A 15462-nucleotide genomic window follows, 5' to 3' on the forward strand; every position below is an offset into this window, starting at 1 on the left:
GGCCATGGCCATGGATATGCGCAAGAGCGGTATCAGCAGCACGGCGGACTCGGGGTCTTACTCCGACCTGAACCGGCTTAACCAGCTCAAGGTGGGCGACGACAAAAACAGCGAAGGCAACCTGCGCAAAGTGGCGCAGGAATTCGAGTCGCTGTTTTTGAACGAGATGCTCAAGTCCATGCGTTCGGCCACCGAGGCCCTGGGCAAGGACAACCCGCTGAACACCCCGGCCGCCAAGCAGTACCAGGAAATGTACGACCAGCAACTGGCGGTGTCGATGTCCCGCGAAGGTGGCGGTATCGGCCTGGCCGATGTGCTGATGCGCCAGATGCAGAAGAACAAGCCGGTGGAGGCCCAGGCCGCCACCTTGCAAGGCCCGGCGGCGGATGCGCCGGTGAAGAAAGTCGATGTGCCGACCGAGATTGCCGCCGGTACCCAGGCCGAAGGCCCGTTGGGCCGCTCCAATGGCCAGCGGCCTTTGTGGGCGTATCGCGTGGCCGTGCCTGAGGGCGCCAGCACCCATGCCAACGACATGGAACTGATGAACCAGCGTCGTATCGCCTTGCCCAGCAAGCTGGCCGACCGCCTGCTGGCGGGCATCGTACCGAACGCTCCGGTCGAAGCCAAAGCCGCGCCCCTGCGTAACAGCGCTGCCGACGACACGGTCATCAACAGCAGCTCGCGTAGCTTTGCCGTGCCGAGCGGGCGCATGCAGGTGTACGGCCGCGCCATTGCCCAGCCACCGCTGGCGCCGGCCAAGAAAGCCTTCAGCTCCCAGGATGAATTTGTCGCCACCATGTTGCCGATGGCCAAGGCCGCTGCCGCACGGATTGGTATCGACCCCAAGTACCTGGTGGCCCAGGCGGCACTGGAAACCGGTTGGGGCAAATCAGTCATGCGCGCCGAGGACGGCAGCAGCAGCCACAACCTGTTTGGCATCAAGGCCGGGCAGAGCTGGCAGGGCGGTCAGGCCCGGGCGATCACCAGCGAGTTTCGCGATGGGGCGATGGTCAAGGAAACGGCGCAATTCCGTTCCTACAGCTCCTACCAGGACAGCTTCCACGACCTCGTGACCCTGCTGCAAAGCCATGATCGCTATAAAGAAGTTGTGAAATCAGCCGACAACCCGGAACAGTTTGTACGCGAGTTGCAAAAAGCCGGTTATGCAACCGACCCGGATTACGCCAGCAAGATTTCGCAGATCGCAAAAAACATGAACAGTTACCAGAACTACGCTGCCGCTGGCGCAACCACACATTTATAAGGTCTGAACCATGAGTTTGCTCAGTATCGGGATGTCAGGGCTCAATGCCGCTCAAGGATCGTTGTCGGTCTTGAGTAATAACATCGCCAACGCCAACACCTCGGGTTATTCGCGCCAGCAGACCACGCAGAATGCGAGTGCCAACAACCCGTACGGCGGTGTGTACATTGGCAGCGGCACCACGCTGGCGGATGTGCGTCGGGTTTATAACGAGTTCCTGGATGCGGCCTACCAGAACAGCACGGCGCTCAATAACGATGCCAAGGCTTATTCCAGCCAGGCCAGCGCCATCGACAAGACCTTGTCGGACAAGACAACCGGCATGTCTTCGGTGCTCAGCGCGTTTTTTGCCGCTGTGCAGACCTCCGCGGCCAACCCCAGCGACGTGTCTGCCCGCCAAGTGTTGCTGACCAGCGCCCAGACCCTGAGTAACCGCTTCAACGCCATCTCCAGCCAATTGACTCAACAGAAAGAGTCGATCAATGGCCAGTTGAGCACCATGAGTGACCAGGTCAACCAGTTGACCTCCTCGATTGCTTCGCTCAACAAGCAGATCACCCAGGCCCAGGGCTCAAGCAACAGCGCCCCGGCCAACCTGCTGGATGCCCGTAACGAGGCGGTGCGCTCGCTCAATGAACTGGTGGGTGTGACCACCAGTGAACAGAATGGTGTGTTCAGCGTCAGCACCGGCACGGGCCAATCCCTGGTATTGGGCGACCGGTCCAACACCCTCTCGGCAGTGCCGAGCGCTAGCGACCCAAGCCAGTACACCATTGCGCTCAATGCTGGCGGCGGTACGGCGATCGACCTGGGCAACGTGCTCAGTGGGGGCAGCATCGGCGGCCTGTTGCGTTATCGCAGTGATGCCCTGATGCCAGCCATCAATGACCTGGGGCGTATTGCCCTGGCGACAGCCGATACCATCAACAGCCAACTGGGGCAGGGCCTGGACTTGAACGGTGACTTCGGCTCATCGCTGTTCAAGGACATCAACAGCGCGGCGGCCATTGCCCAGCGCAGTCAGGGCGCGCTGGGCAACAGCACGGGCTCCGGCAATTTGAATGTGACCATTGCGGACACCAGCAAGCTGTCGACCTACGACTACAAAGTGACCTTTACCAGCGGCAACAACTACACGGTGGTGCGTTCCGACGGCAAGGCCATGGGCGCGTTCGACACCAATACCGCGCCGCCGCCGGTGATCGATGGGTTCACCCTGGCGCTGGATGGCAAGGGGCCGATGGCGGCGGGCGATAGTTTCAAAGTCAGCCCTACCGCCAGCGGTGCGACCAACATCGGCACGACTTTGACGGACGCCAATAAAATCGCGTTCGCCGGGCCATTGCTGGGCGAGGGCAGCAAGACCAACCAGGGTACCGGCACCTTTACACCGCCGACCCTGACCCTGCCTATCGATATTCATGGTGGCGCCGATACCGCGCAACTGCGTACCGGCATTGAGCACTCGATGCCTGTGAAGATGGTATTCGGCAAGCCGGCCGCCGACGGCACCCAGGGCTACACGCTCAACGATGCCCAGGGCAACCCGATTGGCACCGGCACCATCGTGCCGGGCCAAGGTAACAAAATCACGGTCGATGTACCGATGCGGGATGCCAACGGCACGCTGCTGGTGCCGGCCAAAAGTTTCAAGTTCGATACCTCGGTCGCCGGGTCGCCCGCCGCTGGCGACAGCACTACGTTTTCCTTCAACGCCTCGGGCAAGTCGGATAACCGTAACGCCCAGGCGTTGCTCGACCTGCAAACCAAAGCTACCGTCGGCCTGTCCGATGGCAGTGGCGGCGGAGTGAGCCTGGTGGCGGCCAACAGTCGCCTGGTGTCTACCGTCGGGGCCAAGGCCGCGTCGGCCAATACCGACACCACGGCCACGGGCGCCTTGCTCAAGGCCAACCAGGATGCGCGCAACTCCGTGTCCCAGGTCAACCTCGATGAAGAGGCGGGCGACATGATCAAATTCCAGCAGTACTACACCGCCTCGTCGCAGATCATCAAGGCTGCGCAAGAAACCTTCAGCACGCTGATCAATAGTCTTTAAGGGAGTCTGGGACGATGCGTATTTCCACTGCACAGTATTTTGAAACCAGTGCCGCCAAGTACACGGACAACTATTCCAGCGTGGTGAAGGCCCAGGAGCAGGCCAGTTCCGGTGTGCGCGTGCAGACCGCAGCGGATGACCCGGTGGCGGCGGCGAGGTTGTTGTTGCTGCAACAGCAGAAGGACATGCTCGGGCAGTTCAACGGCAATATCACCAGTTTGAAGAACTCGTTGACCAACGAGGAAAGCGTATTGGGTGCAATCAACGAGGCACTGCAGGCGGCCAGTACCTTGGCCATTGAAGCGGGCGGTTCGCGCAGCGATGCCGACCGCAAGTCGATTGCCGGCCAGATCGGTGCGCTTGAAGACCAGGTGCTGGGCTTGCTTAACAGCAAGGATTCCTCGGGCAACTATCTGTTTTCCGGCTCCAAGACCTCGACGCCGCCCTATAGCCGTAACAGCGACGGCACCTACACCTATCAGGGTGATGAAACGCCGCTGAGCCTGCAGGTTTCCGATTCCCTGAGAGTCAGTGCCGGTGACACCGGCAAGAGCATCATGGACGGTGCCGTTAACTCGGGCCGCACTCAGGCGACCTGGATCGCACCTGCAATCGTGCCGCCGGCGACGGCGCCAGTGCCCAATGATCATAAAGTCTCAGTGTCGGCCGGCCTGGTGACTTCAGGCTCGGATTACACGAATAAATTCGCCGATGGCGAGCCTTACAAGCTGACCTTTACCAGCAGCACTCAGTACAAGGTCTCCGACAAGAACGGCAACGACATCACGTCGGAAATCCCTGGCAACGGCACCTTTGATTCCACCAAGGAAGGCGGCTCCACCGTGAGCCTGCGCGGCGTGAATTTTGATATTGCGGTGGATCTCAAGGATATGGCGACGGGGCCGGACGCCGATGCGCTGGTCAAGGACCGTTCGTTCAGCCTGGCTGCCAAGCCCGACACCTTCAGTGTTTCGCGCACGCCCAGTAATGCCTCCACTGCGCAGCTGACGAATGCGCAGGTGAGCAACCCGGCCACCTATGCCAGTACGTTCCCGGCTAACAGCGGGGCGGTGATCAAGTTCACCAGTGGCACGGCGTATGAAGTCTATGCCCAGCCCTACAGTGCCGACAGCAAAGCGATCGCAACCGGCGACACCGGTGGCGGTACGACCGTGACGGCAGCAGGCGTGACCTTTGATGTCAGCGGCACACCGCAAGCCGGCGATCAGTTTGCGGTCGCTGCCAGCACTGCCAAGACCCAGAATGCGCTGGATACCCTGAGCCAACTGCGCAAGGCGCTGGAGCAACCGGCCGACGGCAACCCGGCTGCGATGGTCAAGCTCAAGGATGCGCTCGACGCTTCCATCAGTAATTTTGCCAATTCACGGGCCCAGGTCGACAACGTGCGCGGTTCCATCGGGGCCCGCGAAGCTGCACTGGATATCCAGTCGGCGGAAAACATCAGTATCGGCACTGCAAACAAAAGCACCATGAGCGATCTGGCGAACATTGACATGGGCGAAGCGGCGATCAACCTCACGTTGCAGCAAACCATGTTGCAGGCCTCGCAACTGGCGTTCGTTAAAATCTCCCAACTGAACCTGTTCAGTCGCATGTAATCGTCGCAATGAACAACGGCCTCCCCTGGCGACAGGGGAGGCCGTTGTCGTTTCTGGCCTGGAAATGTTGCCGGTTTTTGCACAAAGCGCGCAAAATTGAGTGACCTGTGAGTCATAAAGCGCATCTTCACTGTATCGTGTGAAAAGGATAAGTCGTCACAGGGCCTTTATCGGGCGGCTTTCAGCGAGATTTTCATGGGGTTATCCCCTTTATTGTCAGCACTCCCGGCGTAGTCCGAGGGGTGTTCTCCAGCTATTTAGTATTGGGAAGCCACAATGATTGGCATAAAAAGCATCGCCAGTTACGTGCCGGCAGACGGGATCGATAACTACGCCCAGGGTGCCAAATTCGCCAAGGATGAAGAGTTCATCATCGGCAAGATCGGTTCGGCGTTCCTGCCGCGCAAGGAAGCTGCACAGGAGACTTCCGACCTGTGCGTCGAAGCAGTCAATGCATTGTTTGCCAACAACCCGGATTTGAAGCGCGAGTCCATCGACGCGCTGATCGTCGTCACCCAGAACGGCGATGAAGAGGGCTTGCCCCACACCGCCGCCATCGTCCAGGACAAATTGGGCCTGCCGACTCACGTTGCCGCTTTCGATATTTCCCTGGGCTGCTCCGGCTACGTGTACGGCATCTACGCGATGAAAGGCTTCATGGAAGCCGCCGGCCTGAAAAACGGCCTGCTGATCACCGCCGACCCGTATTCCAAGATCGTCGACCCGGAAGACCGCAACACCACCATGCTGTTCGGTGATGCCGCCACCGCCACCTGGATGGGCGAGGACGCGCCGTGGTTGCTGGGCAAATCCAAGTTCGGTACCGACGGTTCCGGCGCGCCGCACTTGAAGGTCAGCGATGGTGTGTTCTTCATGAACGGCCGCCAGGTGTTCAACTTCGCCTTGCTCAAGGTGCCGGCACACTTGCACGAGCTGCTCAATGAGTCGGACCTCAAGGCAGATGACATTGATGCGTTCTGCATTCACCAGGGCAGCGCGGCCATCGTCGACGCCGTGGCGCGTCGCTTTGAAGAAGCGCCGGTGGACAAGTTCATCAAGGACATGGTCGAGACCGGCAATACTGTGTCATCGAGCATTCCGTTGCTGCTGGAAAAGCACGTGATGGACGCCGCCTGGAAGCGCGTGGCAATCAGCGGTTTTGGTGTGGGGCTGTCGTGGGGCTCGGCGATTCTCTATCGTCCGTGATGCTTTAGCGGCTTCATGAAAAACGCCGATGATCGAATGATCATCGGCGTTTTTTATTGGCGCCAGAAAAGCCAATGAAACCGAGGTTTTATGCCTGCGTAAGCCGTTGAAATACAAGGGCTGGCACAGGGCTAGTAAAAAAAATCAAAAAAACCCTCAAGCAACCGGCTACCACGACGATAACTATTACGTAGGTTCTCAGGCCACACCCGGCGGTTGCCAGGGCCGGAAGCCGCAGTATCCATCCAACGAGGATTTCGTCATGGCTTTAACAGTAAACACCAACATTGCTTCCATCACGACTCAGGGCAACCTGAACAAAGCTGGCGGCGCCCTGGCCACTTCCATGCAGCGCCTGTCTTCCGGCCTGCGTATCAACAGCGCTAAAGACGACGCTGCCGGCCTGCAGATCGCTAACCGCCTGACCAGCCAAATCAACGGCCTGGGCCAAGCTGTAAAAAACGTGAACGACGGCATCTCCATCGCTCAGACCGCTGAAGGCGCGATGCAGGCTTCGACCGACATCCTGCAAAAAATGCGTACCCTGGCCCTGTCCTCGGCTACCGGCTCCCTGAGCGCCGACGACCGTAAGTCGAACAACGACGAATACCAGGCCCTGACTTCGGAACTGACCCGTATCTCGCAAACCACTACTTTCGGTGGCCAGAAGCTGCTGGACGGTTCGTACGGTACCAAGGCTATCCAGGTTGGCGCCAACGCCAACGAAACTATCAACCTGAGCCTGGAAAACGTTGCGGCTAACAACATTGGTTCGCAGCAGATCAAAAGTGTAGCGATCACGCCTTCGGCTACCGGTATTGGCAGCGCAACTGGCGATATCACTATCACCGGTAACGGCCAAGTGAGCAGCCCGATTACTGTTCCGGTCGGCGCTTCGGCACAAAGCATCGCCAGCAAAATGAACGGCGCAATTGGCGGCTTGACTGCCACTGCAAGCACCGAAGTTCAGCTCGATGTTGATGCTGCTGCGTTTGCAGGTGCTACTCCTGCCGCTGCAGCGACTTTTTCGATGACCGTCAATGGTCAGACTGTCACCATGACTGGTGTAACAAGCCAGGCTGGCTTGGCTGATCAGCTGAAGTCCAACGCCGCCAAGTTGGGTATCAGTGTCAACTTTGACGAAGCCAAGAAGACGCTTTCGGTCAAGTCCGACACCGGTGAGAACATCGAGTTTGGTGCTGTCGCAGCTGGTGCTGCCAGTGCTGGCGCGATCACCATTAAGGCCAAGGATGGTTCTGGTGCCTTCGCTGCCACCGGCACTGCTCTGTCTGATACCACTGCGATGATTGCCACCGGCCAAGTATCGCTCGATTCCTCCAAGGGTTACTCCTTGTCGGGCACTGGTGTTGGCGGTCTGTTCGGTGCGGCTGCGGCCACCACTGCGGCTTCCACCAAAACCACCATCGCCAATACTGACGTGACCAGCGCTGATATGGCTCAAAACGCTCTGTCGGTTATCGACAAGGCCATCGGCACCATCGACAGCGTTCGTTCGGGTCTGGGTGCTACCCAGAACCGTCTGACTACCACTGCAGACAACCTGCAGAACATTCAGAAGAACTCCACCGCTGCACGTTCCACCGTTCAGGACGTCGACTTCGCTTCCGAAACCGCCGAACTGACCAAGCAACAAACCCTGCAGTCGGCTTCCACCGCGATCCTGTCGCAGGCTAACCAACTGCCATCCGCTGTACTGAAACTGCTTCAGTAATCAGCGCGCTTGGTAACTAACGGAAGGGCGCGTTTACGTGCCCTTCCGTTTTTTCGGTTTAGAGGAGATTGGACATGGACATGAGTGTAAAGCTGAACCAGTCTTATCCGCCGGTTGCCCCTCAAGGCGCGCCTCCCAAGGTGACCGCCGATCAAAGCAGCAGCAAGCCCCAGGAAGTGGCGGCAACAGGCAAAGAGCCTGAGCGCGCGGACCTGGAAAAAGCAGTAACCGATATTCGCGAATTCGTCCAGGCTGCCCAGCGCAGCCTGGATTTTTCCATTGACGATTCGACCCATCGGGTCGTGGTCAAGGTCATTGCCACCGACAGCGGTGAAGTGATCCGTCAGATTCCGTCGGAAACGGCGTTGAAACTGGCACAGAACCTTTCCAGCGCAAGCAACGTGTTGTTTGACGACAAGGTGTGAGCTGGCATGAAATTTGTTGCTGTCAGGTCTTGAGGTGTAATAAGTCAAGATAACGGCAGCCACCGAACAGGAGATAGATGATGGCGGGTTCAACGGTAAGTGGTATCGGTTCGAACATCGATACGCAAGCGATCGTGAAGTCCTTGGTGGACGCCGAAAAGGTGCCCAAGCAGACGCAGATCAATACCGCGTCCCAGAAGGCGACCACCACGCTGTCTTCGATCGGCAAGATTCAGGCGGCGTTGGATGCGTTTCGTAGTGCGTTAGACTCCATGACCAAAGACAGTAGTTTCACTGGTTTGACCGGCTCGTCCTCGGATGAAAAAACGGCGACCATGACTGCCAATAATACGGCTTCGAACGGCAGCTTCCGACTGATCGTTGACCAGTTGGCCCAGGCTTCCAAATTATCCAGCAAGAACTTCTCTGGCGGCACCTCTGCCGTGGTGAACGCTACGGATAAGCCGACCACCTTGACCATCTCTCAATCGGGCAAGGATTACAGCGTCAATGTTCCAGCCGGCGCGACCTTGCAGCAGGTGCGGGATTCGATCAATACCCAGTTTGGTACTTCCGGGCTGAGTGCCAACATCCAGACCGACTCCAATGGTTCCCGATTGATCCTGACCTCTACCACCATGGGTACCGGTTCCGACCTTACGCTTTCTGGCACCTCCGGCCTGGATGTGGGTTCAACGGTCGTCGATCTGCCCAAGGATGCGCTGTACAGCATTGATGGTGTTGCGTCTGTGTCCAAGACCAACAGTATTGAGGGAGCGCTCAGTGGTGTGAACATCAAGCTGGTGGCGCCTTCGACTTACAAGACGGGCACCTCTGGCGATAAAAACGCTACGCTGATCACCGTCAGTACCAACAACACGGCGCTCAAGTCCGGGGTCAAAGGCTTCGTTGATACCTACAATGCTTTGATCACCGCAATGAATGCCGAAACCAAGGTCACCAAGAATCTTGATGGCAGCACGACGGCTGCGGCATTGACCGGTGACTCGACCATGCGTTCGCTCCAGGCGGCGATCCGCAATGAATTCAACACGCTTTCGGGGACTGGTACTTTCAAGTCGTTGGCTCAATTTGGCGTGAGCACAAGCTCTACCACCGGCTTGCTGACAATCGATGACAAAAAGTGGGACGCTGCCGTCAAGACCAATGCAGCCGATATCAACAGTATGTTCACCGGCAAAGACGGCATGTTGGCACGCATGAAAAGTGCAACAGATGATTTTGCCAAAGCTACTACCGGGGTTCTGGCAACGCGTTCTACCTCGTTGACCGATAGCCTCAAGGACATCGCAAAGCAGCAGGAAACCCTGAACGAGCGCATGGAACTGCTGACCAACAGCCTCTCCGCCAAATACAACGCCATGGACACCCTGGTTGCCCAACTGCGCCAGCAAAGCACCAGCGTCATGACCACGCTCAATGCCTTGAACAACCCTAAAACCAATAACTGATCGCCACTCACGCAAAAGGCCAGGCAACCTGCCTGGCCTTTTCGTACCGAAAGACGACCGGTGTTAAAGCTTTTTGCGGCCCAGTCGACATATTGGTTACTAGAATCCTTTTCGCTGTCGCCTGTCACGAGGTAGAAACATGAACCCCATGCGAGCCCTTCGCCAATACCAGAAGGTCAATTCCCACGCACAGATCTCCGAAGCCAGCCCGCATCGCCTGGTGCAGATGCTGATGGAAGGCGGCCTGGATCGCATGTCCCAGGCCAAGGGCGCCCTGGCGCGTGGTGACATCGCACAGAAGGGTTTGATGCTCGGCAAGGCCATCGACATCGTTATCGGGCTGCGCGATGGCCTGGATGCTGAAAAGAGTGATAACCCGGCTTATGTTCAGCAGTTGGAAAGCCTTTATGTGTACATGACCAACCGGTTAATGGAGGCTAACCAACAAAACGACGCCGAGATCATCGACGAAGTCGCTCGCTTGATGATTACCGTAAAAGAAGGCTGGGATGCTATCGGCGCGCCACAAGGCGCAGCAGAATAAGGCCACGGGCCTTGAGGAACTCGTCATGAGCCACGCACTGCAACGCATTGATGAAACCCGTGAAGCCCTGGTCGACGCGCTGGCTGCGCGCAACTGGGATGCCATCAGCGAGCTCGACCTGGGCTGCCGCAGTGTGATCGATCAGGTGCTCAGCGAAGCGCCGGTGGATGAGGATGCGCTGCGTGGAAAGCTGGAAAGCCTGTTGGCGGTTTACCAGCAGTTGCTTGAGGTGACGACCGGCGAGCGCCAGGCGATTTTCGAAGAGATGTCGCAGATCAACCAAGCGAAAAATGCGTCAAAGGTTTACCATCTGTTCGGTTGAAAGGGCGCAGTTAATCCGAACGGCGCGTCATATATTTGACTATGTCATCATTTTTGACTTAACTAGTGCTGTTTTCAGATTTCAGACGTCTAGAAGGTAAGAAATCTTACAGACGTCTTGATTGCCCTCATTCCGGGGCAGGAAGTTTTACTAGGGAAGTTGCTATTGCATGTGGCGTGAAACCAAAATTCTGCTGATCGATGACGATAGCGTCCGCCGCCGCGATTTAGCGGTGATTTTAAATTTTCTCGGTGAAGAAAATTTGCCCTGCGGCAGCCACGATTGGCAGCAGGCGGTCAGCTCGTTGTCGTCGAGCCGTGAAGTCATTTGTGTATTGATCGGGACGGTAAACGCTCCTGGCGCAGTTCTGGGCCTGTTAAAGACACTGTCTACCTGGGATGAGTTCCTTCCGGTGTTGCTAATGGGCGATATTTCTTCCGTGGACCTGCCGGAAGACCAGCGCCGCCGCGTGCTATCCAACCTGGAAATGCCGCCCAGCTACAGCAAATTGCTCGATTCCCTGCACCGTGCCCAGGTCTATCGCGAGATGTACGACCAGGCCCGCGAGCGCGGCCGTCACCGTGAACCCAACCTGTTCCGCAGCCTGGTCGGCACCAGCCGCGCCATCCAGCACGTGCGCCAGATGATGCAGCAAGTGGCCGATACCGACGCCAGCGTGCTGATCCTCGGCGAGTCGGGCACCGGCAAGGAAGTGGTCGCGCGCAACCTGCACTATCACTCCAAGCGTCGCGACGGGCCCTTTGTGCCGGTCAACTGCGGGGCGATCCCGGCAGAGCTGCTGGAAAGCGAATTGTTCGGCCACGAGAAGGGCGCCTTTACCGGGGCGATCACCAGCCGTGCCGGGCGCTTTGAGCTGGCCAATGGCGGCACACTGTTCCTCGACGAAATCGGCGACATGCCGTTGCCGATGCAGGTCAAGCTGCTGCGCGTATTGCAGGAACGCACCTTCGAGCGCGTGGGCAGCAACAAGACCCAGAGCGTGGACGTGCGCATCATTGCCGCCACCCACAAGAACCTCGAAAGCATGATCGAGGTCGGCAGCTTCCGCGAAGACCTGTACTACCGCCTCAACGTATTCCCTATCGAGATGGCCCCGCTGCGCGAGCGCGTGGAAGACATCCCGTTGCTGATGAACGAACTGATCTCGCGCATGGAGCACGAGAAGCGCGGCTCCATTCGTTTCAACTCCGCGGCAATCATGTCCCTGTGCCGCCACGGCTGGCCGGGCAACGTCCGCGAGCTGGCCAACCTGGTGGAGCGCATGGCGATCATGCATCCGTACGGGGTGATCGGCGTGGTCGAGTTGCCGAAGAAATTCCGCTACGTCGACGACGAGGACGAGCAGATGGACAGCCTGCGCAGCGACATGGAAGAGCGCGTGGCAATCAACGGCCATACTCCAGACTTCGGCGCTAGCGCGATGTTGCCGCCCGAAGGCCTGGATCTCAAGGACTACCTCGGCAACCTGGAACAAGGCCTGATCCAACAGGCGCTGGACGATGCCAACGGCATCGTCGCCCGTGCCGCCGAGCGCCTGCGTATCCGTCGCACCACCCTGGTGGAGAAGATGCGCAAGTACGGGATGAGCCGCAAAGAAGGTGATGAACAGGCGGATGATTGACGCCTGTTTTTCAACTACTTGATTTATAGGTAGATTTTTTTCGGCACGGGTATTGCTACAGCCCTCGCAACGTTCCGTTTAACTGACGGTCAGCCAAGCGAGAGAGCATCATGCCCCACGCCGCCCAACTATCTTCGGCCCCTGCCATCCAGGGGCTGGTTTCGCCTGTAGAACCGCCGACCCGCCAGGGCCTGGAGCACGCGCTCTCGCAGTTCAACCAGATGTCGAACCAGCTGACCGACTCCTACAGCCTGCTTGAGGCCCGGGTTTCCGAGCTTAAAGGCGAACTGGCGGTCGTCAGCGCCCAGCGAATGCAGGAGCTGGCCGAGAAAGAACGCCTGGCCAACCGTCTGCAAAACCTGCTGGACCTGTTGCCCGGTGGCGTGATCGTCATCGACGACCAAGGCCGCGTTCGCGAAGCCAACCCGGCGGCCTGCGACCTGCTTGGCTTGCCGCTGGAAGGCGAGCTGTGGCGTGAAGTCATCACCCGCTGTTTCGCCCCCCGTGAAGACGACGGCCACGAAGTCTCCCTCAAGGACGGGCGCCGGCTGTCCATTGCGACCCGTTCCCTGGACGCCGAGCCGGGCCAGCTTGTGCTGCTCAATGACCTGACAGAAACCCGGCACTTGCAAGATCAGTTGGCTCGCCATGAGCGGCTGTCGTCCCTGGGGCGGATGGTCGCTTCCTTGGCGCATCAGATTCGTACGCCGTTGTCGGCGGCATTGATCTACGCCAGCCATTTGACTGACGAGCAATTACCAGCGGCCACCCACCAACGCTTTGCCGGGCGCCTCAAGGAGCGCCTGCATGAGTTGGAACACCAAGTACGTGACATGCTGGTATTTGCCCGCGGCGAACTGCCGCTGACCGATCGCGTTACCCCTGCCGGTTTGATGCAGTCGCTGCAAGCGGCAGCGGCGACCCATGTGCAGGAGGCCAACCTGCGCTGGCAGTGCGACAGCCACCAGGGCGAATTGCTGTGCAACCGCGACACCCTGGTGGGCGCGCTGCTCAACCTGATCGAAAACGCTACCCAGGCCAGTGGCCCCGGGGCGCGCCTGAAAGTGCACCTGTATAGCCGCGGACAAACCCTGCGCCTGTGCGTCAGCGACAGCGGCAGCGGTATCGCCCCGCAGGTGCTGCAGCGCCTGGGCGAGCCGTTTTTTACCACCAAGACCAACGGCACTGGCCTGGGCCTGACCGTGGTCAAGGCAGTGGCCCGTGCCCATCAGGGACAATTGCAGCTGCGTTCGCGCCTGGGGCGTGGCACCTGTGCATTGATGACCTTGCCGCTGTTTTCCAGCGCGGCAAGCGCGGAGTAAGAGGATGATGGCTATCAAGGTTTTATTGGTGGAAGACGATCGCGCCCTGCGTGAAGCATTGGCTGACACGCTGCTGTTGGCGGGCCATGACTACCGTGCGGTCGGCTCTGCCGAGGAAGCCTTGGAGGCGGTCGAGCAGGAAACCTTCAGCCTGGTGGTCAGCGACGTCAACATGCCCGGCATGGACGGCCACCAGTTGCTCGGCCTGCTGCGGGTGCGCCAGCCGCAACTGCCGGTGCTGCTGATGACCGCCCATGGCGCGGTGGAGCGGGCGGTGGATGCCATGCGTCAGGGCGCGGCGGATTACCTGGTCAAGCCGTTCGAACCCAAGGCGTTGATCGAACTGGTCGCCCGGCATGCCCTGGGCGTGATGCCCGCAGCCGACGGCGATGGCCCGATTGCCTTTGAGCCGGCCAGCGCGCAATTGCTGGAACTGGCAGCGCGGGTGGCGCGCAGTGATTCCACTGTGCTGATTTCCGGCGAGTCCGGCACCGGTAAAGAAGTGCTGGCGCGTTATATCCACCAGCAATCGGGCCGTGCCAAACAACCGTTCATTGCGATCAACTGCGCGGCGATCCCCGACAACATGCTGGAAGCCACCTTGTTTGGCCATGAAAAGGGCTCGTTCACCGGCGCCATCGCGGCCCAGGCCGGCAAGTTCGAACAAGCCGACGGCGGCACCATTCTGCTCGACGAAATCTCGGAAATGCCCCTGGGCCTGCAAGCCAAGTTGCTGCGGGTATTGCAGGAGCGTGAAGTGGAGCGCGTGGGCGCACGCAAGCCGATCCAGCTGGATATCCGCGTGGTCGCCACCACCAACCGCGACCTGGCGGGTGAAGTGGCGGCGGGGCGCTTCCGTGAAGACCTGTTCTACCGGTTGTCGGTGTTCCCGCTGGCCTGGCGCCCATTGCGTGAGCGCCCGGCGGATATCATTCCCCTGGCCGAGCGCCTGCTGAACAACCACGTCAAAAAAATGAAGCATGCCCAGGCGCGTTTATCGCCCGAGGCCCAGGCGTGCCTGGTCAGTTACCCATGGCCGGGCAACGTGCGCGAGCTGGACAACGCGATCCAGCGTGCGCTGATTTTGCAGCAGGGCGGTTTGATCCAGCCCCAGGATTTCTGCCTGGCCATGGGCAATGGCGCTGCGCCGTTGCCGAGCCTGGCCCCGGCTCCAGTGGTCGCCGAGGCGGAATCAGCCGGTGCCCTGGGCGATGACCTGCGCCGCCGTGAATTCCAGATGATCATCGACACCCTGCGCGCCGAGCGTGGCCGCCGCAAAGAAGCGGCCGAACGCCTGGGCATCAGCCCGCGCACCTTGCGCTACAAGCTGGCGCAGATGCGCGACGCCGGTATGGATGTGGAAGCGTATCTTTTCGCCACATGACCGGTAACAAGTTCGACAAGCTTTGTCGCCTTTTCTTACGAGTTGTCACAGAGCTGGCACCCTTGTTGCTACCACCCCTAGTAACCGCTGCGTAGTGTCAAAAAATTGCGGGTCGTCGGAGAGAGAAGGTCATGAGCCAGGGTATTGAGTTCAATCGGTTGATGTTGGATATGCGCGCCATGCAAATGGACGCCATGGCTCAACCGAAATCCGTCGCGCCAGCGCCGGAATTGGGCCAAAGCAATTTTGCCGACATGCTCGGTCAGGCAATCAATAAAGTCAGCGATACCCAGCAGGCGTCCAGCCAGTTGGCGACGGCCTTCGAGATCGGTAAAAGCGGCGTGGACCTCACCGATGTGATGGTCGCCTCGCAAAAGGCCAGTGTGTCCTTCCAGGCCTTGACCCAAGTGCGTAACAAGCTGGTTCAGGCGTATCAAGACATCATGCAGATGCCGGTTTAAGGACGAGATTTAA

13 protein-coding genes are annotated in these 15462 nt (G+C 59.1%); all 13 read left to right on the plus strand.

Annotated features, from left to right (window positions below):
* Positions 1-4: 4 nt before the first annotated feature.
* On the plus strand, positions 5-1264 hold the full coding sequence (flgJ, locus tag OC445_RS10460; protein ID WP_262020147.1) for a flagellar assembly peptidoglycan hydrolase FlgJ: 1260 nt from the start codon (positions 5-7) through the stop codon (positions 1262-1264).
* Between the two features lie 10 nt (positions 1265-1274).
* Entirely contained in the window at positions 1275-3320 is a 2046-nt protein-coding gene (gene flgK, locus OC445_RS10465) for a flagellar hook-associated protein FlgK (RefSeq protein WP_262020148.1), read from the plus strand.
* A 14-nt stretch (positions 3321-3334) separates the two neighbouring features.
* Positions 3335-4939, plus strand: coding sequence for a flagellar hook-associated protein 3 (locus OC445_RS10470; protein ID WP_034126777.1), 1605 nt, complete (start codon positions 3335-3337; stop codon positions 4937-4939).
* A 276-nt stretch (positions 4940-5215) separates the two neighbouring features.
* Entirely contained in the window at positions 5216-6145 is a 930-nt protein-coding gene (locus tag OC445_RS10475; protein ID WP_054898647.1) for a ketoacyl-ACP synthase III, read from the plus strand.
* A gap of 262 nt (positions 6146-6407) precedes the next feature.
* Positions 6408-7877, plus strand: coding sequence for a flagellin (locus tag OC445_RS10480; protein WP_054898646.1), 1470 nt, complete (start codon positions 6408-6410; stop codon positions 7875-7877).
* Positions 7878-7951: 74 nt separating this feature from the next.
* A complete protein-coding gene (locus tag OC445_RS10485; RefSeq protein ID WP_054898645.1) occupies positions 7952-8302 on the plus strand; it encodes a flagellar protein FlaG in 351 nt (116 codons plus the stop codon).
* An 80-nt stretch (positions 8303-8382) separates the two neighbouring features.
* The gene (gene fliD, locus OC445_RS10490) at positions 8383-9774 is read left to right on the plus strand and encodes a flagellar filament capping protein FliD (protein WP_054898644.1); all 1392 of its coding nucleotides are present in this window, start codon (positions 8383-8385) and stop codon (positions 9772-9774) included.
* Between the two features lie 139 nt (positions 9775-9913).
* Positions 9914-10318, plus strand: a complete 405-nt coding sequence (gene fliS / locus OC445_RS10495) for a flagellar export chaperone FliS (protein ID WP_054898643.1) — start codon at positions 9914-9916, stop codon at positions 10316-10318.
* Positions 10319-10343: 25 nt separating this feature from the next.
* Complete coding sequence (locus tag OC445_RS10500) at positions 10344-10640, plus strand: flagellar protein FliT (RefSeq protein WP_034126783.1); 297 nt, start codon at positions 10344-10346, stop codon at positions 10638-10640.
* A 169-nt stretch (positions 10641-10809) separates the two neighbouring features.
* Entirely contained in the window at positions 10810-12282 is a 1473-nt protein-coding gene (locus OC445_RS10505) for a sigma-54 dependent transcriptional regulator (RefSeq protein WP_034126784.1), read from the plus strand.
* 110 nt (positions 12283-12392) lie between these two features.
* On the plus strand, positions 12393-13604 hold the full coding sequence (locus OC445_RS10510; RefSeq protein WP_054898642.1) for a sensor histidine kinase: 1212 nt from the start codon (positions 12393-12395) through the stop codon (positions 13602-13604).
* A gap of 7 nt (positions 13605-13611) precedes the next feature.
* On the plus strand, positions 13612-14988 hold the full coding sequence (locus OC445_RS10515; RefSeq protein WP_032897832.1) for a sigma-54-dependent transcriptional regulator: 1377 nt from the start codon (positions 13612-13614) through the stop codon (positions 14986-14988).
* 131 nt (positions 14989-15119) lie between these two features.
* Positions 15120-15449, plus strand: coding sequence for a flagellar hook-basal body complex protein FliE (fliE, locus tag OC445_RS10520; protein WP_003192959.1), 330 nt, complete (start codon positions 15120-15122; stop codon positions 15447-15449).
* Positions 15450-15462 lie beyond the last annotated feature (13 nt).

The organism is Pseudomonas sp. Pse35 (assembly GCF_024519715.1).
Lineage (GTDB): Bacteria > Pseudomonadota > Gammaproteobacteria > Pseudomonadales > Pseudomonadaceae > Aquipseudomonas > Aquipseudomonas paracarnis.